Origin of the sequence: Cryobacterium sp. MDB1-18-1 (genome assembly GCF_004402735.1) — a bacterium.
Lineage (GTDB): Bacteria > Actinomycetota > Actinomycetes > Actinomycetales > Microbacteriaceae > Cryobacterium > Cryobacterium glucosi.
In genome coordinates this window covers 1-23378 of the sequence record NZ_SOFR01000006.1, presented here as the reverse complement: position 1 = coordinate 23378, position 23378 = coordinate 1, and the positions used below count along the sequence as shown (strand labels likewise).

Sequence of the window (23378 nt, the reverse complement as noted above, 5' to 3'; positions counted from 1 at the left end):
CGATTTGCAGCGCAGAGCCGACGTGAGTCTTAACCGGCAACTCCATCCCGAGAACCCATTCGGAAATGAACACGTACCACGCAGTTACAAAATATGACAGCAGACTTGGGCGGTCGGAAAATGGATGTCGGGCCGCCTGCGCCAACCTAAATGTGACCAATAAGAGACGAGTGCGGGGCCTGTGGGCGTTCGCAGCAAAATCTTGAAAGACCCAACTAAATCGGAATCCTGGGGTCGTCGAAACCGTTCGGCCGTAGTTCTTCATGTCGTTGAGCCGTCGAGATCGGCATCGCTATAGACGTCGAGTACATAGTCTCGCCCGAGCATTTGTGGAACCAGACCCCCCGGTCGCCGAGATAGCTTGTATAGCGCCCGATCGGTGACCGATTGAAGGGGCGCCAGCGACCTACGTATGGAGTTCACTCGTGCGGAGTGGAACCTGGCACGAACGCTTTCGGCTTCCACGCTCGACTGGTTCGCACCCGTAATGCTGCCGGGGTGCAGTCGGAACGACGCGACCTCGGATGAAAGGTAGCGGAGTGGCCCAAAGGCTCGAAGCTTTAGGAACAGATCAAAATCCATTGCATATCGAAGACTGGTATCCAGTCCGCCAACGGCTTCGACTGCTTCACGGCGAAATAGACTACCCGGCTGGGGGACCAAGTCTTTACCCCAGCGCAGATAAGCGCTCGCAAAGCGACCGGGCCGAGCAACGAAGAGAGTCTCACTCGCGGCGTCAATGTATCGCACGCACCCGTACGTGCCGGAAGCCGCTGCATTTCTGACTAGCGCGTCCTGCGAAATGCGGAGAGATCCCGGTGCAAGTAGATCATCGTCGCCAAGCCAAGCCAGGAAAGTCGAGTCTTTTAGCTCCGCCCATCCTTCATTGACGGCCGCCGATATTCCCGGCGTGTCTGACGCAACCACAACCGCGGGAGTCCCAGCCGCAATCAGTCTCACCTCGTCCGGACGAGGTGTCACGATGACAACCTTAAGATCAACGCCACGCTGTTCGAACATCGATTTCAAGGTACCGCGAAGCCATGCCGGGCGCGTGCCTAACGTCGGAATCACCATTCCGATTTGTGCCATTTCAATCTCCTATCAATACTTCGACTTGGCGAACGATGATCTCGACGGTCGTACTCTCCCGGATGCTGAGATCTTCTAGATAATTAGGCAACAGTCTCAAGTTCGGGATTTGCGGTGGTCTCACGTACCGAACGGCTATTTGCGCGCACACGAAAGACATTAGGAAATACCTGAAACAACAGAACTCCAACACCGGCAGCCAAGAAGGGCGTTATTGCTCCGAGGGCAGGCACGAATAGCCAAGTGGCACCAATCACGGATGCAGCCATCGGGATGCCCCAAAGCGCCTGAAATCGAAGGTCCCGTGGAGAAGTAAGTGAGACGCCGAGAACGAGCTGGACCGATTGAACAATGATCAGGAGACCACATCCCAGGAATATCATTGCGCTTGCTTCCACCGCCGAATGTGAAATCACGCCGGCCAGCCACGGCCCGAACAACATAAGTCCGATAATGCAAACCAAACCGGCACCTGCAAAGTAGAGAACCATTCGCAAAAGTAGCGCCGAATTACTCTCATTCCGCGATCTATTGCGCGCAAATATGGGCCAGAGCGACGTTCCAGCCGCAATGAAGAAGGACCACAATGGCGCATAGAACTGCATTGCAATTGAGTATGTGGCAACTTGGTCAAGCGTTCCACGAGAGGCGAGAACGATCCGCCCCCATTGAAAGGCAAAAGCCGAAACAACACTAATCATGAGATACCACATCCCCTGAGATAGAAGCCCGGGGAGATGAAACTTGCGGTATTGGAAGACAGTCAACCATCGGAATCGAATCCGCTTGGTCGCGATCCACAAGGATACAAAGGAGCTAATCAGGCCACCAACGACCGGGGGGAAAACTAATAGCTCTGGAGAAAGGCCCATTCCAACGATCACTGCGGTGCCCAGGAGACTCAGTATCGGCCCTAGCGAATTAACTACGATCGCGATCGGATTCATCAGGAGCGCCAAGAGCACCCGTTGTCCAATCCCCATCGGAATGGTAGCTGCGAAGATCACGATCACAAGAGCAGTCACAGTATCAAGGCGGCCCAACCCAGAGTTTTCGAGACTCAGGACCTCGGACCATGAGAAGAAGGTCATTCCGAGCAAGCCCAGGCTAGAGACAATGATCATTGACACCAGCATCACGCGGATCGCGCTGGCCACCGCCTTTGTACGAATCGGATCATCTACTTCCGACATGGAGATCGCGTTAATAACACCGGCCCCTATCCCGAGATCGGCGTAGGGCACCAACTGGGAAAGGGTTATTACTACCGCAATCGCGGCATAGCCAGCCGCTCCAGCATGACCAATGACTAGAGAAGTTGTCAGGAATGTTGCGAGTGCGGTGACGGGAAATGTACCAACGCGGACAAGCGCGCTAAGCCCGACACTGCCGAGACGCCGAGACCGAACGGCATTCAATTTGCGCCATCTTTCGCCGGGACCGAATGGTATCGATGCCTCGGAGTTTCAGCTCGACCTACTCCAACAAGACTTCCTTCGTCGTGGAAGCCAACCCACGCTCCATCGTCCCACGAAAAGTCCGGTCTTTCGTTTCGGTACCCGAGCCCGTGAACTGCATGCTTCGCGAACTCGAGGGATTCCGCCTTGGGATTACGGTGCAGCCCCGTTCCCTCTTGCGATAGGTGTCTAGGGGCCCGAGAAATCCGCTCTGCAAATCCCTGACCCGACTGCGACTGCGGTATGGCTATTCGAGCCGGGATTGCGCGCTGCGACCGTACTCCTCTTCTGAAGAAAGAGCGCCACAGTCGCGCTGTACCGAGTGAAAGATGAGTCTGAGCAGCTGGCGGGTTCCAAGGAACTGTGGTGGCGCTTCGAGCGAAGCCATCGCAAAATTGCGGTCTTCCTGAAGTCTTCAAGACAACCCAGCAACGATCGCCCCGTAGATCAGCGATCGAGTGGTATCCGATGCGCACCATTCCGGTTGCTGCATTGCACATTAGTAGGCACCATCACTTGCTAATACAGCACGGGCCGTCTGCCACAAGATCACGATGTCTCCAGTGATCGACCAGTTCTCGACGTAGTAGAGATCCAAGCGGACCGTGTCCTCCCACGACAAGTTGGACCTACCGCTTACCTGCCAGAGGCCCGTAATACCGGGCTTCACGAGGAATCGACGATGAACGTGATTCTCATATTCAGCAACTTCCCGTTCTAGGGGGGGTCTTGGCCCGACCAAGGACATCGAGCCACCAAATACGTTGAATAACTGCGGAAGTTCATCGAGGCTAAAACGTCGAAGGTACTTTCCGATGGGAGTAACTCGAGGGTCCTCCTTCATCTTGAAGAGTACGGAGTTGCCTTCAGTGCGCGCTTCGTCCCGGAGCCCGACTAGCAGTGCTTCTGCATCTGTAACCATAGATCGGAACTTCAGCATGCTGAAGTGTCGACCGTTAATACCCACTCGCTCCTGCCGAAATAGCACGTCCCCAGGTGTGCTGAGCCGAATTACGGCTCCGATGATGAGGAGGAACGGCGAAAGTACGACTATAAGCAAACCCGAGCACAATAGATCGAAGGCACGCTTAGCAAAGAAATTCCGGCCTTCGAACCTTGGCGTCTCGACGTGGATGAGCGGCAATCCAGCGACCGGTCGGGTGTGGATACGTGGACCACCGATGTCCGTCAAGCTCGGTGCGACGACTAGGTGTTGTCTGCCTGGTTCCAGGCTCCAGCTCAATTCTCGAACTCGTTCTGGTGACAGCTCGTCACTACTGGTAATCACAACCGTGTCGGCGCCCACTGCGGTCATCGCCGCCTGCAATTTGTCGAGATTGCCGAACACAGGTATTGCACTGTCCGGTAGATACCCCGCTACGAGCCCGCTGGGAATACAAGCCCCGACGACGAGATAACCGGCTTTGGGCTGGCGCGCCAATTGACGAGCCAAATGCGTTGCGGACACTTCCGACCCGACTAGGAGCACTCGGGAGGAATAGCGCCCATCGAGACGGTGCACTCCAAGCCATTGTCTCCACATCCAACGCGAAAGAGCGAGAACTGCCAGTCCGAGAGGAAACGCGATGAGAATATAGCCTCGCGCTAAATCGATCTGGAAGAGATAGGCGATTAGCGCCACCAGACCGAAAAGACGGACAGTGCTTCCCGCCACCAAGCGGTACTCCTGCCAGCCAGTGCCCAGCACTCGGTAGCCTCGCGAGCCATAGATACCCAAGGAAATCATCCATGTCACGATGAGCACAATGGAGATTACTGAATAGCTGATCGCTGTGTCCGCGAGGCTACCTCGAAATTGCACATCCGAGGCTGCGATGCCGAACCATGCGATTTGGACCCCAAAAACTACCCAAATCAGGACAAGAAGATCAGAAGCGACAAGTCGAGCGGCATATGAAACCCTCCAATTTCGCCCGCCGGTCTTTTCGATCTCAATAGGTACCCCGGCTATGCCAGTGCGCTTTTTCATATTGCTCCTCATGGCGCTGCACTTTCCGCCATGTCTCGATTTGATTGACGCCAACGCCAGACCACGACGACGTAGGCAAGAAGGTACCCCATTGTGGTTACGGTGGCATTAACCAGCGAAATTCAGTCGATCTATACCTTCTTGATGCGCGCGCGGCTCCGGACCTTTTCGTCCGTGACGTCCTGGGTATACCCATAGCCATATCCATAGCCGTAGTGACCGTAGCCGTAAGCATCAGGGCCTTTGGTCGGCAGCATGGTCAGCACGAGTCCCGAAACCGGTGCACCGACGCTCCCCAATGCTGCGATTGCGCCCCTAAGTTGATTCTTGTGGGTGCGGCCGGCCGCGACCACGATGATGGCCCCACCCACATTCTTCGCGAGGATTGCCGCGTCCGTAACAGGCAGCAATGGCGGCGAGTCAAAGATCACCACGTCAAAGGTGAGATTGAACTGCGCAATGAGATCGGCCATTCGGGCTGAACCTAACAGCTCACTGGGGTTGGGCGGTATCTTGCCTGCCGGGAGCACGAAGAGACGACCCTCGCCCCACGGCTGAATAACGTCGGACAATTCCGCTCGACCGATTAGGACGTCGGTGAGTCCAACACTCCCCTCTACACCCATATAGTCTGCGATCTTTGGGCGCCGCAGATCGGCGTCAATGAGAAGAACACGGCCGCCAGCATCAGCCAGTGTGATCGCGAGGTTTGCACCCGTGGTGCTCTTTCCTTCGCTTTCTATAGATGATGTTATGACGAAGCTGCGTTCTGTCCGACCCACGTCAAGGAACTGGAGATTCGTTCGAAGAGAACGGAACGACTCAGCCCGGGGACTGCGCGGGTCCACATGCACGATGAGCGGGCGTTCCTTGGCTTTCGGGTCGAAGACGATTCCGCCCAAGATCGGCACATCAGTAACCTGCTCGACGTCGCGCTCATTTCGAATGCGAGTCTCCATCGCTTCGCGTAGGACTGCTAAGCCGATTCCTAGAGCAAGTCCTATCAGAGCACCAAGCGCAATATCCAGCGGGACGTTTGGGCTCACTGGCTTGCTGGGCACTGTTGCTTCTTGTGCCCGGGTGAGTTTGACAGGCGATACGGCGTCAATGGCTTCGGGAGTCTCGATGGACTGGACAACGGCAGTAAGGCTCTGAGAAGCGGCATTGGCAATATCGGCGGCCCGCACGGGATCCGGGTCCAGGACGGCGATTTCAATAATCGACGTGTCAAGAGGGGCTGAAGCCGTGACCTGCTTTGCCAAATCAACGGAAGTCATGTTAAGCCCGAGGCTTCCAATCACCGGAAGGAGAACGATCGGTGTAGCCACTAGATCGGCATAAGTCTTCACTCTGGCCACAGTAAAGGTGTTGCCCTGCGCCAGCTCCTGGCTTGTGCCTCCGCCCTGCGTTGAGACGAAGACCTTCGACGACGCATTGTATAAAGGCGTTGTCGTCAAAGAGTAGGTGGCACCCGCTCCCAGACCAACGAGCAACAGAAGTACGATGAGGACCCAGCTCTTACGTAAGACCCGAATATAGTCGCGAAGTTCCACTCAGCGGCCTTCCTATGACGTTCACTTTCGAGGCCGACTTCTGACGCCCCCCATTATGGTGTCACAGTTGCGACCTACGGTGCGTCAAAGAATGCCTGTCGGACGCAGCGTTAACACCCCCGACATATGACGGTCGAGAGACAGTCATCGCTGTGGCCAGAGCAAGGAATCGCAGCGTGACGACGCATTCGTTGCGACAACTCGCGAAGTACCAGGAGTGATCTGAGCAGAGACATCACTCGTCAGAGGTCCAGCCCCTAGCCATCCAAATGTGAGAACCGCACTCTCTCCTGGAGCCAATTCGATGCTAGATGCGCTAACCGGATAGGTCGCATCAGTCGCCGGGTGGTAGCCGATGACGACGTTGTCTCGCATGACGCCCAGGTTCTGCATATCTGGTGCCCCGTAAACCGATACGATCGTCTTCACGTTTCCGGGGGTGACACCAAAATGACCTCCCCCCGTCACATATTCGGGCAATGACTTCGCAGCATCGGCGGGTGCCGTGTTCTTCAGATTCACAGTCACGGCATAATACGGCCGCGCGTCCTGTCGACAGACAGCATTGCCGACAGCTACCTGCACGTCCAGGTGTGTGTCCATTTTTGCGCCAGTGGCATCGTTGAGGTAGACGCCAAACCGCGTCGTGTCGGCGTCGGTCACCGGTAGACGACCGGCCAAGGAGGTGTCCTGGAGAACAGCCTGGTCGTCATCGTGTGCGCTCCAAACCAGAACGCGTCGTTCGGCACCAGCTTGGCCCAACGCCTCGAGGAGCGACTTCGGGTTAGCGCCGCCGCTGGCCAACGCCGAGAATACCGACGAGGCGGCCCCCGCGAAGAATGCGTTCTGGTCGGCTGGCTTCGTGTATCGCGCGTAGGCATCGCTTAGCAGGAGATGTACGGCATTGTCCGAGGTAAGGACGTCGCCTGTCGCCAAAGTAATGGGGCCGGTGGCTTTAAGGAGATAACTGAGGGCCACCGGGTCGATGGAGATGACGCCGTCGGCCTCGACACCAAACTGGCGTTTCCACATTTCGCGCGCGAGTGACGCCGATAGCGGAAAATTCGGCGTGAGAGTGACGTCCTGAATATATTCGCCGACTATGTCGCCGTAAAGCCCTCGCGTCTCTGTTGGAAGAGGCAAGACCGGTTGCGCGTAATGCGGGAAGTCAGTGCCAGCGGTTTGCTGTGCGAGGGTGATCGCACCGTCTTCCGTGTGGATAAGGGCGAGTGCACCGGGGATGCCACCGGAGGCACGGAGTTCCGCGGGGTTCTGGAACAGCACGATATAGTTGCGTGGCCCGGAGGCCCCGAGCATGCCGGGCACAACACGCACGGCGCGGTCAAGCGTGTTCACGGCGTCGGCCGCCTTGTCCACCGAAGTTGACAGCTTTTCCGCCGCGCTGGTCACCACGGACAGTGTGTCCGTCGTGTCGATCGCGTCGACACGTTGCTTCACGGCGGCGAGAGCTGCATCGGCCGCATCGATCTGGGGCTGGGCATCCGTCATCGGTTTGAGGTTGATCGCACCGTTGACCGGTTTGAAGTCGCTCAGGCTGATGGTTCCGGCGATCTTCGTCAGAGGAAGGACGGCCTGTTGGGCAATGTCGTCGGTCGCGGCGGCGAGCTGACGAACCACCGTGAGGTTAGGGCCGAGCACCGGGATGCCTTCGAATGCGCGCCAGACCGGGTCGCTGGTGAGAGCTGCGGCACTCGCGGAATGGTCGGACAGGGCTCGGGCCGTTGGCTGGGCCGATTCGCCATCGCCGGCGACCACCTGGGCCTGGATTTGCGCCGCGAGCGGAAGGGCGGCCTCGAGCTCACCCTTAGCGAGGTAGGCGCGCACGCCCACCCAGGCGACGATCCCGACGAGCAATACAAGGGGAATGCCCACCGAGAGCCAAATTCGTCGTCCCCGTCGACGCCGACCCTGGACCGGTGCAGATGCGTGCGCGTGGGACATTCGTCTAGTAAACCAGACAAAAACGACAGGCCCCGAGCGTGTGCTCGGGGCCTGTCGAAAAGCTGTGCGCCGGGGTCAGCGCGGGGTATTACGCGTTGGCGCGCTTGCGACGAACATAGCCGAGCACGAGGACCAGTGCGATGCCGAGGAGGACGGCGCCCGCTGCGCTCCAGATGAGGAGCATCGGGGCGTTGTAGCCGGTGCTCGCGAGTCCGGCAGAGGTGCCGGCATCCGCTGCGACGACGGTAATGGTCGAGGTGCCGATGAGGCCGGACGTCGCCCCGGTTCCGGTGAGCGTGTAGGAGCCGGTGGCGTTCGTCGGCAGGGTGACCTTGACGGCCAAGGCCCCGGTTGCGGTCGCGGCCTTGGCCAGCGTGGCAACGTTGGCCTTGACGGCCGACAGGGTGGCGGTTCCGGAACCGTCTACCGAGATGTTGACGGTCTCGCCGTTGGTGTAAGAACCGGCGATGAAGTCCACCGCGACACTGCCGCCGGCGACCGGGGTGCCGGTAACGGTGTCATTGGTCGGGGGTACGTACCCGGCTGCGTTGGCGGCGGCGGGTGCGGCGAAGATAGCCAGAATCGTGAGCGCTGCCGCTGCGAAAGCCTTTTTTGCCATGAGTGAATCCCCCTGCTGAAACGTGATTGGATGTGCCGGCGCGTGCGAACGTCTTGAAGGCACTTCTTTACCATACGGTAGATTCACAGCTGAAGTCAGGGCTGGACGGCCCCACGAGCGTCGACCCGCCGGAATGACCCTCGCACTGGGGTGGCTTGTGCCGGCGATCAGTAAGCGCCGGTGCGCTGGAGAACGGTCTTCGCCGTGCGCCACAGGATCGTGAAGTCTCCCGCGAGCGACCAGTTCTCGACGTAGTACAGATCGAGGCGAACGCTTTCTTCCCAGGACAACGTAGATCGGCCATTGATCTGCCACAGTCCGGTGATTCCCGGCTTGACGAGGAACCGGCGATGAACATGGCTCTCGTACTGGTCGACTTCTGCAGCGAGGGGCGGGCGCGGCCCGACGAGGGACATGGTGCCGAGGAAGACATTGACAAGCTGGGGCAGTTCGTCAAGGCTCCACCGGCGCAGGAATCGGCCGAGAGGGGTGATCCGGGGGTCGTTTCTCATCTTGAACAGAACAACGTTGCCCTCGGCACGGTCGAGGGTGCTGGTGTCCGCGAGCCGGTTTTCCGCGTCGATGACCATGGAGCGGAACTTGAACATGCGGAATGTGTCGCCGTGGAAGCCCACCCGGGCCTGACTGAACAGCACCGGACCGGCGTCGCCCACCCGAATGGCGAGAGCGACCAGTGCGAACACCGGTGACAGGACCACGAGGAGCAGACCGGACACCACCAGGTCGAAGGCGCGCTTGGTATGGATCTTGCGGCCTTCGTAGCTCGGCGTCTCGACATGCATGAGCGGTAGCCCGGCGACCGGGCGCATGTGGATGCGCGGGCCACCGACATCGATGAGTCGCGGAGCGACCACGAGGTGCTGCAGCCCGGGTTCCAGGCTCCAGCTCAGCTCGCGGATGAGCTGAGCGGTCATTTCGTCGGCGCCCGTGACGACGACCGTATCGGCACCCGTCGCGCCGAGGGCCGAATGGACGGTGTCGATGGATCCGAAGACCGGCACCTGAGTGTCCGGGAGCACGCCGCCCGCGGCAGCGCCGGTGATGCAGGCCCCCACGACCCAGTAGCCGGCGCCGGGCTGGCGGGACAGTTCACGGTTGATGCGCGCCGTCGAGGAGAGTGACCCGACCAGGATCACGCGGGACGAGAACTGGCCGTTGGTGCGCTGGACAACCAACCATTGGCGCCACATCCACCGGGAGAAGATGAGCACCACGATGCCGAGCGGGAAAGCGATGAGAATGTAGCCGCGGGCCACGTCGATATGGAACAGGTACGCGACCAGGGCCAGCAGCCCGAAGAGGCGCAGGGAGGAGTTGGCGATGAGCTTGTATTCGTCGGGTCCGGTTCCGAGCACCCGGAGGCCGCGCGTGTCGTATGCCGCCAGGATGATCATCCAGGCGGCGATGAGCACGACCGAGACGACGCTGTAGTTGACGGCGAGATCAGAGTGACTGCGGCTCATGGACAGACTGGCGGTATCCACCCCGAACCACAGCATCTGCACGCCGAACACGACCCAGATGAGCACCAGGAAGTCGGTGAACATGAGGCGCCGGGCGTAAATGCGACGCCAATCGCGCGCGGCAGGAGGGCATGCGGTGCTCTCGACGGGGGACGCCGTGGATGCGCTCATGTCTCCTCCGAACGGGTGCGCGCCCGAAAGGATCCGGGTGCACAGACACATTCGGGGTGTCTCGCTCAGCTACCAGTCTAGGAACGAACGGTGTGCCCCATTGAGGGGGGTGTTACTTGAAGGTCGCTCCGGAGTCGGTGGAACGCACGACCTGCTCGCCGGCCCAGAGCCAGATGGTTCCGGCTGCCTCGGAGACGGCGACCGTTCCGGCCATGGCCGTCGCCGGGGTGCTCACGGCGTAGCAGCCGGCCACGGTGGGTGCGAGAGCGTCGGTCACGGTGAGTAGCTGGGCGCCGGCGCACTCGGGACGGCCCGCCGAGACGACGAGGTAGCCCGAGGTGGCGGGGGCGAGGGCGAGGGCGATCGCACCGGGGAGGGTTGCCGGGGTGGACCAGGTGACGGCGGCATCCGTCGTAGTGAAGAGGCGACCGTCGCCGCAGAGCGCGGCCGCGGCGGTGTCACTCCGGGGGGCGAGGGAAACGACGGCGTCGCAGGGGGCGGGGTGTTGGCCGGCGGGGGCGTGCACGACGGCGCGGTTGGCTGGGTTGACGTACCAGCTGGTGGCGACCTGCTCGGGGTAGGCCTTGTAGTTGTCGCCGGAGACGAAGGTCTTGACGACCTCGGGTGCGCAGCCGGCGGCGGTGAGGCCCATGAGGGTGACGGTGGTCGCGGAGGACGCGGACAGGCTCTGTACCGCGGTGACCTTGGTGGGGCCGGTGGCGTCCGTGCTCGCCCAGGTGGCGCCCGAATCGGTGGTGAGTTCGGGGGTGGCGGCCGTGGCGGGGCAGGCGCCGGTCGAGGCACGCCATGCGGTGGTGGCGCTGACGGCCGAGAGGATGCGGGTGGCCGGGACCGCGACGATGCCCGCGGAGTCGGCGCCGGCGGTCGGGGTGGGTGTCGGCGTGGGCGTTGCGGTCGGCGTGGCCACCGGCGTTGCCGGGGTCGTCGTGTAGGTGGGGATGGGGCGCGGAGCCGAACCGCTGGCGGTGGCGCGGGTGGAGTTGATGGCCCAGAGGATCAGCAGGATGTCGAAGAGGATGAACGCGGCGACGCCGATGTAGACCCAGACGCGGCGGCGGGAACTGTCTTTCGGAACGTGACGGACGTTGCGAGCCATGGTCAGGCCACCTTGGTGAGTGCGCCGGTGAGTGCCGTCGCGATCGTCGCGGCCGAGGCGTCGATCGCGACTCCGACACGGTCATAGGTAGCGAGGGAGCGACGGTACGGGTCTTCAATGTCATCGTCGGCCGGGTCGGCCGGTGGCGGGGTGAGGCCGCGGCTGGCCGCGATCTCGGCGATGAAGGCGCGGAGGGTGTCAGCGGCAGTGAGAGGTGCGGTGCCGGCGTTGTGGTCGGAGTGGCCGACGGGTGCGCTGTCGGCGCCGGGGCGTTCGGCGGCGGCGTGTTCCGCTGCGGCAAATTCGGCGTCGCGGAGGCCGTCGATCAGACGGGCCAGCTGGTTGAGGGTGAAGGCGTAGCGGGCGGCGCGCGGGTGCAGGGAGACGACCTCGCCGCGGTGTTCGCGGTCGGCAGTGACGACGAGGTCGGCGTCCGCGACGAGCCGCGCGGTGAGCTGGCGGGAGACGTGGGCGCGCGGGTCCCCGCCGTAGCGCACGGACAGGGCGGCGGCTTCATCGGGCATGCCCTTGCCGACCATGGCATAGGTGCCGGCACTCGTCACGCGGACGGGGATACCGGAGTTCGTGAGTCGTGTGGTGAGCAGCTGCTCGGCGAGCGGCGAACGGCAAATGTTTCCGGTGCAGACGACCAGAATGCTGAACGGAGGCTCGGCGGCTGGGGCCGTCGGGTCTGGGTCAATCGTCAATTTCGCACCTTCGTCTTTCGGACCCCATTTCGGGGGGTGATGTCCACAGTATCGGCATCGTCGGCGCCATAACCATAGCCGTAGCCATAGCCATAGCGGCCGTAACCCGAGGCATCCGCCCCTGAGGTGGGCAGCATCGTGAGCACCAGGCCGGACACCGACGCCCCGACGTTTCCGAGCGCGGCGATGGCGCCGGTCAGCTGATTCTTGTGCACGCGCCCTGCGGCCACGACGACGAGGGCGCCGCCGACGCTCTTGGCCAGGATGGCGGCATCCGTCACCGGGAGCAGCGGCGGGGCGTCGAAGATGACGACGTCGAAGTTCTTGTTGAATTCCCCGATGAAATAGGTCATCCGGGCGGAGCCGAGCAGTTCGCTCGGGTTGGGCGGCACCTGGCCGGCCGGCAGCACGAACAGTTTGGAGCGCCCCCACGGCTGGATGATGTCGGCCAGATCGGCGCGGCCGACGAGCAGGTCGGTGAGGCCGACGGTGCCGTCGATGCCCATGTAGTCGGCGATCTTCGGGCGGCGGAGGTCGGCGTCGACGAGCAGGACGCGGGCGCCCGAGTCGGCGAGCGCGATGGCGAGGTTGGCGCCGGTGGTGCTCTTGCCCTCGCTCTCGATCGATGAGGTGATCACGAAGCTGCGGTCGGTGCGGCCGACGTCGAGGAACTGCAGGTTGGTGCGCAGCGTACGGAAGCTCTCGGCGCGCGGGCTGCGCGGGTCGACGTGCACGATCAGGGGTCGGTCCTGGGCCTTGGCATCGAAGACGATGCCGCCGAGGATGGGGATGTCGGTGACCTGTTCCACATCGCGCTCGTTGCGGATGCGGGTGTCGAGGGTTTCGCGGAGGACTGCGGCACTGACGCCGAGGGCGAGGCCCACGAGCAGGCCGAGGGCGATATTAAGAGGTACGTTCGGGCTGACCGGGGCGCTCGGTACGGTGGCCTCCTGCGCCCGGGTGAGCTTGACCGGGGAGACACCGGCGACGCCGGTGGCGGTGGACTCGGGGGTTTCGATGGTCTGCACGACGGCGGCGAGGCTGATCGAGATGGCGTTGGCGATGTCGGCGGCCCGCACAGGGTCTGTGTCGCTGACCGCGATCTCGATGATCGAGGTGTCGAGCGGGGCGGATGCCGTGACCTGCTTGGCGAGGTCATCGGCGGTGATGCCGAGCCCGAGGGTGCCGATCACCGGCAGGAGCACGATGGGGGCGGCCACGAGGTCGGAGTAGGTCTTGACCCGCTGCACCGAGAAGCTGTTGCCCTGGGCGAGGTCCTGGGCGGTGCCGGTGGACTGGGTCGAGACGAAGACCTTGGCGGATGCGCTGAATTTCGGGGTCTGCATCAGCGAGTACGTGGCCGCGGCGGCGACGGCGACGAGCACGAAGATGAGGATCATCACCCAGCTCTTGTGGAGGATGCGAATGTAGTCGCGAAGTTCCACTAGGCGGCCCTTCCTGTGTTGACTTACTTTTTGGCGCACGGCAGCGCGATTCGTGCGCCCCTGACATGTTGTCACATAAGGTTCGCGCTCTCCGTCCGTGACTGGGCAATGTGCCTCAATGGGGGTCATGAATCTAGGCAAATGGGGGTGGGGCGAGCGGCGGCCGAGCGGCGACATCCGCCTGGGCGGGAGTGGCGGCGGTAGGCTCGCTGCATGGGCGCGACATTTGCATACAACGAGGTGCAGCGGGAGTCGTCTTCCGCGTGCGGAACCGGGCCAGCCCTGGCCCCACCACAGATAACCGGCTGATGGACGATTCAGGGGGGAATCGCACACACCGATGGAGAGAATCTCTGGGGAGATTCTTCCGGGCCGAGCTGATGGTCACGTTCCATCCGGGAATGTTCGACAACCCGAAGGTGGCCGGGCTGCTGCTCGGCAGCCTGACGACGTTCGCATCCCTCGTGCTCTTCGTCTACGTGGGCACACCGGAGGAGAGCCTGGCCCCGCACGCCGGCCTGTTCGTCCTCATCGCGTGTGTCTCGCTGCCGGTCGGGCTGCTGTCGATTCTCTTTCGCCGGTTTTTCACCCGGGCCGTGCGCATGATCGTGCTCACGTTCCTGCTGCTCGACACCGCTGTCAGCGTCTACCTGACCGACACCACCTCCTCGGCCCTCGCGATGAGCACGTGGATCCTCGTGATCCTCGCGCTGTCCTATATGTTTCTGCCGATCCTGCAGTCGCTGCCGTTCGCCGTGGCCGGCACGGTGCTCGTCACGACCGCGCTGTTCGTGCACCCGGGCATGCGCGGCATCGATCTGCTCCTGATCATCCCTGCGGCGATCATCGCGAATTTCGGCCTGCACTGGCTCGTGACGAGCGCACTGAAGTCGGAGACCGATGACCTGACCCGGCTCGGCAACCGGATCTACTTCAAACGCATCCTCAACGATCATGTCCGGAGCGCCGCGCCCGGCGACGTGACGACGGTCGTGCTCGTGGACCTCGACCACTTCACCCTCACCAATGAAGTACGCCAGCGGTCCTACGGCGACACGATTCTCATCGACTTCGCCGCACGGTGCACGCGGCTCGGCGGCCCGGACTCGGGCGCAGTTGTCGCCCGCACGGCCGGCGACGAATTCGCGATCCTGCTGCCGGGCATGACCACCTGGCAAGCCGAGGCCGCGGTCGAGGCCATGCGGGCGGATGTCCATGTGTTCTCCGCGGGCATCGCCGGCCACGAGCCGGGCGAGTCGGCCTCCGGGCTCCGCACGCGGGTGACCGAGGCGCTCTCGAGCGCCAAGCGGGCGGGGCGCGGGACCACCCGCGTCCATGGCGGGCACTACGCGACCGCGACCGCGGTCGGGCAGGCCATCGCCAACGGCGAATTCAGTCTGGTGTTCCAGCCGATCGTGGACCTGCGCACCCGGCGGGCCGTGGGCGCCGAGGCGCTGCTGCGCTGGACGCACCCGACCCGGGGCGCGATCTCGCCGGCCGAGTTCATTCCGCTGTGCGAGGCGAGCGGTGCGATGCCGCGCCTGGGCGACTGGATTGTCCACACCGCCGTGACGACCGCGTCCTCGTGGACGATGCCGGTCGAGCCGGGGGCGCCGCCGTTCTACGTGAGCGTGAACGCCTCGGGCATCGAACTCGGCGACCCGCACTACGCCGACCGGCTGCTCGCGCTGTGCGCGGCTGCGGCGCTGCCGGCGGGAGCGCTCAAGATCGAGCTCACCGAGAGCGACTACGTCGTGGAGTACGGCGCGGTGCACGCGAACATGGCCCAGCTGCAGACGTCGGGCATTCCGATCATGATCGACGACTTCGGCACCGGCTCGTCGAACCTCGAGCGGCTGAGCGAGGTGCGGGCGAACGTGCTGAAGATCGACCGCCGCTTCATCTCGGCGATCGGCTGCGCTGCCGACGACGCCCCGCTCGTGCAGTCGATCCTCGGGCTCGCCCGGGGTCTCGGCAGCAGCGTCATCGCCGAAGGGGTCGAAACGGATGTCCAGGCCGATTGGCTCGAGGAAAATGCGTGCCGTTTCGCGCAAGGGTATTTGTTCTCCGGGCCCGTGGCATCCGCCGACCTTGCCGCGGTGTGCGCGGGGCTGAGCGCGCGCTCGGCGGCGTTGCGCCCGGAATAGGCGGGCGGGGCGCTCGGGCGACACGATAGTTTGAGTGCATGACCCACCCCACACCCGCTGCGCCCGACACTCCCCCGGCCCGGCGCGTGCGCTGGGGTCTCGATGACGCGGCTGCCGGCGCGGTCGGGGCGATCCTGCTCGTGCTCGCGGCCGACTGGGCGCTCAGCCATGGCTACCTCACCGACCCGCGGCTCGTCGAGGTGCTCAGCTACCTGGTGGTGTGGGTTCCGCTGCTCGGAAGCGTGCTCGTGGCCTGTTACCTGCGCGGCTCCCGCTCGCTCGCCCGCGATTTCGGGCTGGGCTTCCACCCGTTGGACCTGCTCTGGGGGCTCACGATCGGGCTGCTGACCCGGGTGGTGGCGAGCCTGTTCGAGATCGCCGGCTACGGGCAGATGGGCACCGCGGGCGCCACGCTCGACGCCCCGGCGCACGACGCGTGGTGGATCGTGCTGTCGCTCCTCGCCCCGGTGCTGATCGCCCCCTTTATTGAGGAGCTGTTCTTCCGCGGGCTCCTGCTGCGCGCGGTCGCCGCGGCCAGGGATGCCCGCCGCCCGGTGGCCCTGTCCCTCGCGTGCACGGTGAGTGCGCTGGTGTTCGCGCTGGTGCACGTGGTGGATGCCGGTTCGCCGACCGCCCTGTGGGTGGTCGGGGCCGGGACGTTCGTGTTCGGGCTCGCGGCGGCATCCGTCACCGCGGTCACCGGGCGGCTCGGCGGGGCGATCATCGCGCACGTGGTGTTCAATGGGCTCGTGGTGGTACCGGCGCTGCTCGGGTAGGTGTCAGCGTGCTCGGATTCGGCCGCGGCGGGTGCGGCGGCGGGCGGCCTGTGCGGTGCGCCAGAGGATGATCACGTCGCCCACGATCGACCAGTTCTCGATGTAGTACATGTCGAGGCGCAGCCGTTCTTCCCAGGGCAGGGTGGAGTGCTCGTAGAGTTCGCCGAGGCCGGTCATGCCCGGCTTCATCAGGAACCGGCGGTGCTCGAGGCTGTTGAAGCCCGTGACCTCGTCCTCGAGCGGCGCGCGCGGTCCGACGAGGGACATCGTGCCGGTGAGCACGCTGAACAGTTGCGGGACTTCGTCGAGACCGAAGCGGCGCCGGCGCGCGCCGGGGCGCCGGGCATCCACCGACCCGAAGCCGAGCAGGGTGAACGGGCGGCCGCCGCTGCCGATGCGCTGCTCGCGGGTGAGCACCGGGCCGATGCCGACAAGGCGGATCGACAGCGCGGTGACCGCCATCACCGGCGAGAGCACGAGAAGCAGCAGCCCGCCGATGACGAGGTCGAAGGCGCGCTTCGTGAACCGCTTGCCGACCTCGAACCGGGGCGTCTCCACGTGGATCAGCGGCAGGCCGGCGACGGGTCGGGTGTTGATGCGGGGGCCGCCGAGGTCGGTCAGGCCGGGGGCGACCACGAGGTGGTGCCGTCCGGTTTCGCGGTGTCGATCAGCGTTGCGCTCTCCCGGCACGACGGCATGCTCACGAGCGACTCGATCGTCGTGCTGGCGTCGGCGGTCGCCGCGATGCTCAGGCCGGGGAACCACCCGGGTGCACGGCGGCCAGTACGCCTCCTCCGCCGCCGTCGGCCTTGCGATCGCGAATGGCGAGTTCACCGTCGTGTACCAGCCGATCATCGACCTCGACACGATGCGCGCGGCGGGCGTCGAGGCGCTGCTGCGCTGGACGCGCCCGGTACGCGGCGCGATCTCCCCCGAGGAATTCATCCCGCTCTGCGAGACGAGCGGAATGATGCCCCGCCTCGCGGAGTGGGTACTCGAAACGGCCATGTCGACGGCCACGGGCTGGACGATCCAGGCCCCGCCGGGGCATCCGCCGTTCTTCGTCAGCATCAACGCCTCGGGCATCGAGCTCGGCGACCCCCAGTACGCCGCCCGGGTGCGCGCGATCCTGTCCAGCTCGGGGCTCGCGCGCGGTGCGCTCAAGATCGAGCTGACCGAGAGCGACTACGTCACCGAGTTCGCGGAGGTGAACGACAACATGGCCGAGCTGCAAGCGGCCGGGGCGGCGATCGCGGTCGACGACTTCGGCACCGGGTTCTCGAACTTGGCCCGGCTCAGCGAGGTGCGCGCGAACGTGCTCAAGATCGACCGCCGGTTCATCTCGGCGATCGGGCTGCGCGAAACGGATGCGCCGCTCGTGCAGTCGATCCTCGGGCTCGCGCGCGGCCTCGGAAGCAGCGTCATCGCCGAGGACATCGAGACCGCGGTGCAGGCGCAGTGGTTGCGTGCACACGGGTGCGAGTACGGGTAGGGGTTCTTCTTCTCGCGACCGGCCGCATCCGCCGACGTCGCCGCGGTCTGCTCGCGCATTGCCGCCGGCCAGCTCGCCCGCTGACTCGGGGCATCCGCGGGTCAGCCGCGCGCGCCGCCGCTNGCCCGCTGACTCGGGGCATCCGCGGGTCAGCCGCGCGCGCCGCCGCTACCGTTTCCGCAGGCCGCACCCGAAACGGCGGGCGCGGCCTGCGCAAACCGACGCGGCCGCGACACCAGACCGGCGCGGCCTGCCAAAACCGGCGCGGCCGCGCACGGATGTCGGGGGCCTCAGTAGGCACCCTCCTCGACGGGAGCCGTTTCGTCGGAGGTGATCGGGGCATTCGCTGTCGTGGTTAAGAGGTCGGCGAGCTCGCCGCTCTGGCTCAGCTGCGCCACCCGGTTGATCACGATCGAGCTCGCATCGGCCACGGTGCGCAACGGGCTGACGAACCAGCCGTCGCCTTCGCGCACGGCGATGAGCCGCAGATCCTGGGCTCCGAGCTTCGCGAAGCCGGGGATCTGATCGAGGCAGATCTTTGCGCCAGAGGCACTCCCGACCGTGGCGCACACTCCCGAGATCGAGAACGCATACGGCACCGAGTCCGACTCCCCCGCGAAGGACAGGTCATCCAGCGTGATCCGGGCGGTGTCGCCGGACACCGTGCTGGAGACGCCGACGTTGGTGACGTTCAGGCTCCGTCCGTCGACTGAAGAGGTGGGCACGCCGTAGAGGCTCACAAGGCGCCGCTCGGCGAGGGGAAGCGCGGCGGCGAGTGCGCCCGAATCTCCCCGGGCCAGGTAGGCGGAGACCCCGTCGGCCAGCCCGCGGACTGCGTCCTCCGGCGTGACATAGGTGGCCGGCGCGACGATGGCCCCGCGGGTGAGCGTCGGGTCCGCGCGCAGGCGGTCCTGGAAGCCCTGCTCGAACCCGGTCAGCAGGGGGCTGACGTACCACGAGCCGCCCTCCTGCACGGCGACTGCGGAGACGTCCCTCCCCAGGTCCTGCTTAAGGTCGCTCGCACTGCGGTCGTAGGGCAGCGCGGCGTCGATGCCGGCCACGGCGGCCGCGCGGGTTTTCTCGAGCGAGGCCGCGACCTGCTCGTCGGTGGAGCCTGTCGCCTTCAGCTGCTCGGTGAGCTGGGATTTCACGGCGTCCATCCACAGACCGGCGAGAGCGTTCGGGTCACCGTCGACGTGCAGCTGGCCACCGGTCACGGCGACCACAGCAATCCCATCGCCGATGTCGGTGACCAAGAAGTCCAAGCCGGTGAGGGTGACGTTCAGGTTCGGTCGCAGCTTCTCGAAGACGGCCGTGTAGTCGGTCGGGCTGGTCGCGGAATCCAGCTTGATCCGGCCGAGCGTCTCGACCGGGCCTCGGAGCGAGGTGATCTCCGAGGGAGACAGGGAGCCGTACACGTTGAGCAGGTCCAGCGACACCGCTCCGGTCAGGAGCTTTTCGACTGCGGCCTGCGGAGTCGACGACCCGCCGATCTTGGAGAAGACGGATGCGTACGCCCAGACGCCGCCACCGGCGAGCAACAGCACGGCAACGCCGATCGATCCCCAGAGCAGGCCGGGCCGACGGCGGCGACGTCCGGCGGATGCCGCGGCGCTGGCCCGAACGACGGGCTGCTGCCAGCCGCCGGGTGCGCCCGACCCGGCCCCTACCGGGCCAGACACGGGCAGGGACACGGGCCGGGAGACTGCATAGGCGGGCACGGATGGCTCAGCGTGCGCCGCCTTTCGGGTCGGTGCCTGCGCCGCGATTGGAGACTGCGTCAATGCGGGTGCGAGCGGTTCGAGCGTGCCGCAGCCGCGCATCCATTCGAGAAGACCTGGATAACACGCGGGGTTCGCAGCGATCGCCCGATGCAGGTCGAAATGCTTCGCGGCGAGCTTGGCGAGGCGGGCTGGCGAGGTCGCGGGGTTCGCGGCCTCGGCGAACAGGAGGGTGCGGGAGTCGCTCACGGTGGTGCCCTTCTCGGGTCGTCGGTCGGCATGAGCGCGGCGGAAAGCGGCTGCCAGAACCCGGCGATGACGACGGCCCCCTGCATGTCGCGGACCACCCCCGCGCAACACGTGTGCCCACGATGATAGTGGGTAGTGGAGAATCGCAGGTGAAATCTAGTTTCTGCAACTCACCGATGAGTGTGGGCCCTCGCTGAAGCGTCGCAGATCGACGTTCCCACGCCCCTCCAACGTCGTTCTGCGACACCTCAGGGCAAGCACGGGACCGCCTAAACGACGGATGCCGCCGGTCCGGTCGGGCCGACGGTATCCGTGCATCAGGGGTGGAGACTAGACGTTCATACGACCGGTGTTCATCAGTCGCGTGAACATCAAGGCGGCTCCGGCGATGAGCAAAGACAGGCCGGCGAAACCGCCGAACTCGAGTGTGCCGATGCCGGTCGATGCGAGCTCCGTGACCGACAGTGCGGCCGGGGCCGAGACCTTGCCGGAGTGCGCCGGCGTGGTCGACTTCGCCGAAGCTCCGAATGTCACGATTGTGTCGATGAGGGCGGTCGGGCCGGCCGCGTCGGTCGGATCCGTCGGGATAGCCGAGGTCACCGGGGCCATCGGGGCCATCGGGGCCATCGGGGCCATCGGGGCCATCGGGGCCATCGGGGCCATCGGGGCCATCATTGTAGCCGTGGTCATCGGGGTCATCGGGGTCACGGAGGTCGGGGTCACCAACTCGCTGTCACCGACGACGGAGACCGCGTTGCCGCCGACCGTCACCGGAGCGGAAACCACCGGGTCGACATGCGTGCCTGACGCCGTGGCATCCGAACCTGAGGTCACCGGGGCGGATCCTGCCGTGGGAGCGGAGGTCGTTCCCGCGCCAGACCCTGACGGAGCCGGCGAACCAGATGTCGCGCTGCTGTCACCGAGGATCGCGACGGAGTTACCGCCGACCGTCACCGGTGCAGCGACTTCAGGGACGACCTGCGTACCTGATGCGATGCCGTCCGCACCCGAGGTCACCCGGCCGGAGCCGGCCGCGGGAGCGGAGGCATCCGCCGTGCTCGCGGACGGTGTGCCCGTTGACGCCGAATCACCGATGACACTCACCGCGTTGCCCGATGCCGTGATCGGCACGTCGACGCTGGTGAGGCCCTGTGTGCCGCCGAGAAGGGAGTCGGTTCCTGTTGTCGTTGCCGGGGCCAGGGTGGCCGCCGGGGCTGGGGCGGGGGCCGGTCCGGTCGACCCGGTCGAGGTCGAGTCGCCGAGCACCGAGATGGCGTTGCCGGACGCGGTCACCGGGGCCGCGACCGGGGCGACGACCTGGGTGCCGGAGGCGGTCCCGTCGGAGCTCGAGGTGGTTGCAGCGGCTGGCGCCGGTGTGGCTGCAGGAGCAGGAGCCGACGCGGACGCAGCCGCAGGAGCCGGTGCCGTGCTGGCGGAGTCGCCCACGACGCTGATCGCGTTGCCGGAGACCTGGACAGGGGCCGTGGTGTCGGTGACGACCTGGGATCCCGAGAGGGTTCCGGAGTCGCCGCTGGTGTCTGCGGCGTGCGCCGCGGTCGTGCCGAGGAGCGAGAGCGCCCCGACGAAGAGGGTGCCGTAGAGCGCCCGGGACAGAGTGATGTTCATGATGGTTCTCCTTGAAAGTGTGAGTGAGCCGCGCGAGGGACGCGTGGCGGTGGTCCGCATGCCGTCGGGATAGCACGGTAGGGACCTACTCAGGCGGGAGAAGAAGCGGGGTCGATGGAGAGGAAGGACGGCAGGGCGTCGTCCTCGAAAGTGAGACGGAGAGCCGCGACAGACGCGGCGCGTGTTGATCCGCACGTTGCGAGCAGAGATGCCGAACTGCCGCCGCCCGGTGCTGCGGCATCCGGAGTGGGCTGCGGCAGGTTAACGGGGTGCCCCGGCGTGCCGAGCGGGGCTCCGGTAGCGGATGCCGCGGCATCAAGTAGCGTCAGGCTCGCGACCGCGTCGGGGGTACCGGCGGTGCCGCGCACAGAGGGCGGGAACGGATGCGCGCTCGGCGCGACGAAGACGGTCCCGGCCGGGACGACCGAGGTGATCACTGTGCGAGTCGCGAGGGTGGAAAGGTCTGAAACCGCGAGGGCGATCGTGGGCACGGCGACGGGCACGGTGACAGGAGAACCCGCCACATCGGGGATGCTGAGGTCCGGAATGCTGACGTCGGGTACTTCGGCAGCTACGGCGGCCAGAATCGGCGTCATGGCCGTCCCAACGGCTTCGGGCACGTCTGCGGACGCCGCGTCAATGGTTGCGGTGTCGACGCCAGGTGCGTCAGCCACGACGGAGACTGCAAAGGCAGGAACGCTGGCGACCAGCTCCGGGACGGAAGCGTTCAGGAGGCCGGGTGCGGCGGCATCCGTTGCAGGAGGCGCATCGGGGAGCAGATCGGTCGCCGACGCGGGATTCGCCCCGCCGCACAGGAACCAGGCGATGCCGAGCGCAACGGCGACGAGAGCGAGCCAGAGGGCGCGGGGAGCACGAAATGCCTCAGCATCATTCATCTCGTTCACCTCCGTCCTCAGTTGTGTACAAGGCCGACCGTAGGTGCACGGGGAGCTCGTGTCCACGAAACTGGTCGATACTGCCAGCTTCACCAGGACGGGCCTTGAGCGCCGGCCCCGCCTCACTTGGGGAATGTTGCATCACGCTGCAATTGGGATGGGCTGGCAAGGGTGCAAATCCCCCGGCCTGGGTCGGCCGAAACGGCCCGCGGATAAGCCAGCGAACGAGATTCGCAGTTCACAGGTTCAGGCGAGTCGACGGTCCCGCACCGTCCCGGGCGTGACGTCGTCCGACGAGAACCGCTGATCCGCCCCAATCTCGTTAAGCTCGGACGGGGCTTACGGGGGAAACGCCTGGCAAAGAGTGGACAGGCGACAGAACCTCTCGCTTCACGAGTCCTGGGGAAGGCAGACGAGCTGCACCTCGCGAGGGACGTCACGCGCCACCGTCCGCGACTACACCACAACTCGATGAGGATCCGGAAGTGAAACTCAGCACTCGCTCGATCGTCACCCTTGTCGCGGCCGTGACTATGGCTGCCGTGCTCACTGCTTGTTCCCCGCAGGCCGTCAGGGCCACTCCGGCGCCAACGCCGACGTCCTCAGGATCAGCGACCGGGGCATCAGCGACCGGGGCGAGCATCAGCCGCGAGGCCGCTGCCGCGCTCCTGAACGCCGTCCCCGGGCTGAGCGATGCCAGCATTGGTGAGGTCATCTCCGGCCTGTCGGCGCTGGCGATCATCGAGGTCTACGTCGATGACGACTCCGCGCTAGCTGTACCCGGCCATGACGTTGGTGACACTTTCGGGCTTGTGAAGAGGGAGGACCTCCGGGCTTAGTGGAGGTATCTGAAATCTTCACAAGTCACGGAGGT

At 64.8% G+C, this 23378-nt stretch carries 18 protein-coding genes; 4 read left to right on the top strand and 14 right to left on the bottom strand.

What is annotated here, in order from left to right; all coding sequences use genetic code 11:
- Nucleotides 1-261: 261 nt before the first annotated feature.
- The 10 genes from E3O50_RS01100 to E3O50_RS01055 all read right to left on the bottom strand — a co-directional run bounded on the left by E3O50_RS01100 (nucleotide 262) and on the right by E3O50_RS01055 (nucleotide 13597).
- Nucleotides 262-1092, bottom strand: coding sequence for a glycosyltransferase (locus E3O50_RS01100; protein ID WP_134449686.1), 831 nt, complete (start codon nucleotides 1090-1092; stop codon nucleotides 262-264).
- Between the two features lie 83 nt (nucleotides 1093-1175).
- Nucleotides 1176-2339 carry a hypothetical protein gene (locus E3O50_RS01095; protein WP_134542301.1) on the bottom strand — a complete coding sequence of 388 codons (1164 nt, stop codon included), beginning with the start codon at nucleotides 2337-2339 and terminating at the stop codon, nucleotides 1176-1178.
- 709 nt (nucleotides 2340-3048) lie between these two features.
- Nucleotides 3049-4539 carry a sugar transferase gene (locus E3O50_RS01090; protein WP_241975229.1) on the bottom strand — a complete coding sequence of 497 codons (1491 nt, stop codon included), beginning with the start codon at nucleotides 4537-4539 and terminating at the stop codon, nucleotides 3049-3051.
- A 131-nt stretch (nucleotides 4540-4670) separates the two neighbouring features.
- Nucleotides 4671-6092, bottom strand: coding sequence for a polysaccharide biosynthesis tyrosine autokinase (locus E3O50_RS01085; RefSeq protein ID WP_134449689.1), 1422 nt, complete (start codon nucleotides 6090-6092; stop codon nucleotides 4671-4673).
- A 144-nt stretch (nucleotides 6093-6236) separates the two neighbouring features.
- The gene (locus E3O50_RS01080) at nucleotides 6237-7985 is read right to left on the bottom strand and encodes a DUF4012 domain-containing protein (protein ID WP_166787399.1); all 1749 of its coding nucleotides are present in this window, start codon (nucleotides 7983-7985) and stop codon (nucleotides 6237-6239) included.
- A gap of 157 nt (nucleotides 7986-8142) precedes the next feature.
- Nucleotides 8143-8673, bottom strand: a complete 531-nt coding sequence (locus E3O50_RS01075; RefSeq protein WP_134449691.1) for a hypothetical protein — start codon at nucleotides 8671-8673, stop codon at nucleotides 8143-8145.
- 167 nt (nucleotides 8674-8840) lie between these two features.
- Nucleotides 8841-10328 carry a sugar transferase gene (locus E3O50_RS01070; protein ID WP_241975228.1) on the bottom strand — a complete coding sequence of 496 codons (1488 nt, stop codon included), beginning with the start codon at nucleotides 10326-10328 and terminating at the stop codon, nucleotides 8841-8843.
- A 112-nt stretch (nucleotides 10329-10440) separates the two neighbouring features.
- The gene (locus E3O50_RS01065) at nucleotides 10441-11445 is read right to left on the bottom strand and encodes a hypothetical protein (RefSeq protein ID WP_134449693.1); all 1005 of its coding nucleotides are present in this window, start codon (nucleotides 11443-11445) and stop codon (nucleotides 10441-10443) included.
- 2 nt (nucleotides 11446-11447) lie between these two features.
- Nucleotides 11448-12152 (bottom strand): low molecular weight phosphatase family protein, encoded by a 705-nt coding sequence (locus E3O50_RS01060; RefSeq protein ID WP_134558246.1) that lies wholly within the window; start codon nucleotides 12150-12152, stop codon nucleotides 11448-11450.
- Complete coding sequence (locus E3O50_RS01055; protein ID WP_134449695.1) at nucleotides 12149-13597, bottom strand: polysaccharide biosynthesis tyrosine autokinase; 1449 nt, start codon at nucleotides 13595-13597, stop codon at nucleotides 12149-12151. Before E3O50_RS01055 ends, E3O50_RS01060 begins: the two co-directional genes overlap by 4 nt.
- A gap of 401 nt (nucleotides 13598-13998) precedes the next feature.
- Between E3O50_RS01055 and E3O50_RS01050 the strand changes: the two genes are divergently transcribed.
- Both E3O50_RS01050 and E3O50_RS01045 read left to right on the top strand, forming a co-directional pair.
- A complete protein-coding gene (locus E3O50_RS01050; protein WP_166787400.1) occupies nucleotides 13999-15744 on the top strand; it encodes a bifunctional diguanylate cyclase/phosphodiesterase in 1746 nt (581 codons plus the stop codon).
- 38 nt (nucleotides 15745-15782) lie between these two features.
- Complete coding sequence (locus tag E3O50_RS01045; RefSeq protein ID WP_134449697.1) at nucleotides 15783-16520, top strand: CPBP family intramembrane glutamic endopeptidase; 738 nt, start codon at nucleotides 15783-15785, stop codon at nucleotides 16518-16520.
- Nucleotides 16521-16523: 3 nt separating this feature from the next.
- Here the strand turns inward: E3O50_RS01045 and E3O50_RS01040 are convergent, their stop codons facing one another.
- Nucleotides 16524-17210: a sugar transferase gene (locus E3O50_RS01040; protein WP_166790587.1), complete on the bottom strand. Its 687-nt coding sequence runs from the start codon at nucleotides 17208-17210 to the stop codon at nucleotides 16524-16526.
- Nucleotides 17211-17289: 79 nt separating this feature from the next.
- On the opposite strand from E3O50_RS01040, the gene E3O50_RS01035 reads away from it, so the two are divergent.
- Complete coding sequence (locus E3O50_RS01035; RefSeq protein WP_166790586.1) at nucleotides 17290-18012, top strand: EAL domain-containing protein; 723 nt, start codon at nucleotides 17290-17292, stop codon at nucleotides 18010-18012.
- Between the two features lie 290 nt (nucleotides 18013-18302).
- On the opposite strand, the gene E3O50_RS01030 is transcribed toward E3O50_RS01035, so the two are convergent.
- The 3 genes from E3O50_RS01030 to E3O50_RS01020 form a co-directional block, all read right to left on the bottom strand.
- Complete coding sequence (locus tag E3O50_RS01030) at nucleotides 18303-19982, bottom strand: hypothetical protein (protein WP_134449700.1); 1680 nt, start codon at nucleotides 19980-19982, stop codon at nucleotides 18303-18305.
- 330 nt (nucleotides 19983-20312) lie between these two features.
- On the bottom strand, nucleotides 20313-21608 hold the full coding sequence (locus E3O50_RS19320) for a chaplin family protein (RefSeq protein ID WP_174774573.1): 1296 nt from the start codon (nucleotides 21606-21608) through the stop codon (nucleotides 20313-20315).
- An 89-nt stretch (nucleotides 21609-21697) separates the two neighbouring features.
- Nucleotides 21698-22504 carry a hypothetical protein gene (locus E3O50_RS01020; RefSeq protein WP_134558242.1) on the bottom strand — a complete coding sequence of 269 codons (807 nt, stop codon included), beginning with the start codon at nucleotides 22502-22504 and terminating at the stop codon, nucleotides 21698-21700.
- Nucleotides 22505-22989: 485 nt separating this feature from the next.
- On the opposite strand from E3O50_RS01020, the gene E3O50_RS01015 reads away from it, so the two are divergent.
- A complete protein-coding gene (locus tag E3O50_RS01015) occupies nucleotides 22990-23343 on the top strand; it encodes a hypothetical protein (protein ID WP_134558241.1) in 354 nt (117 codons plus the stop codon).
- Nucleotides 23344-23378: the final 35 nt, after the last annotated feature.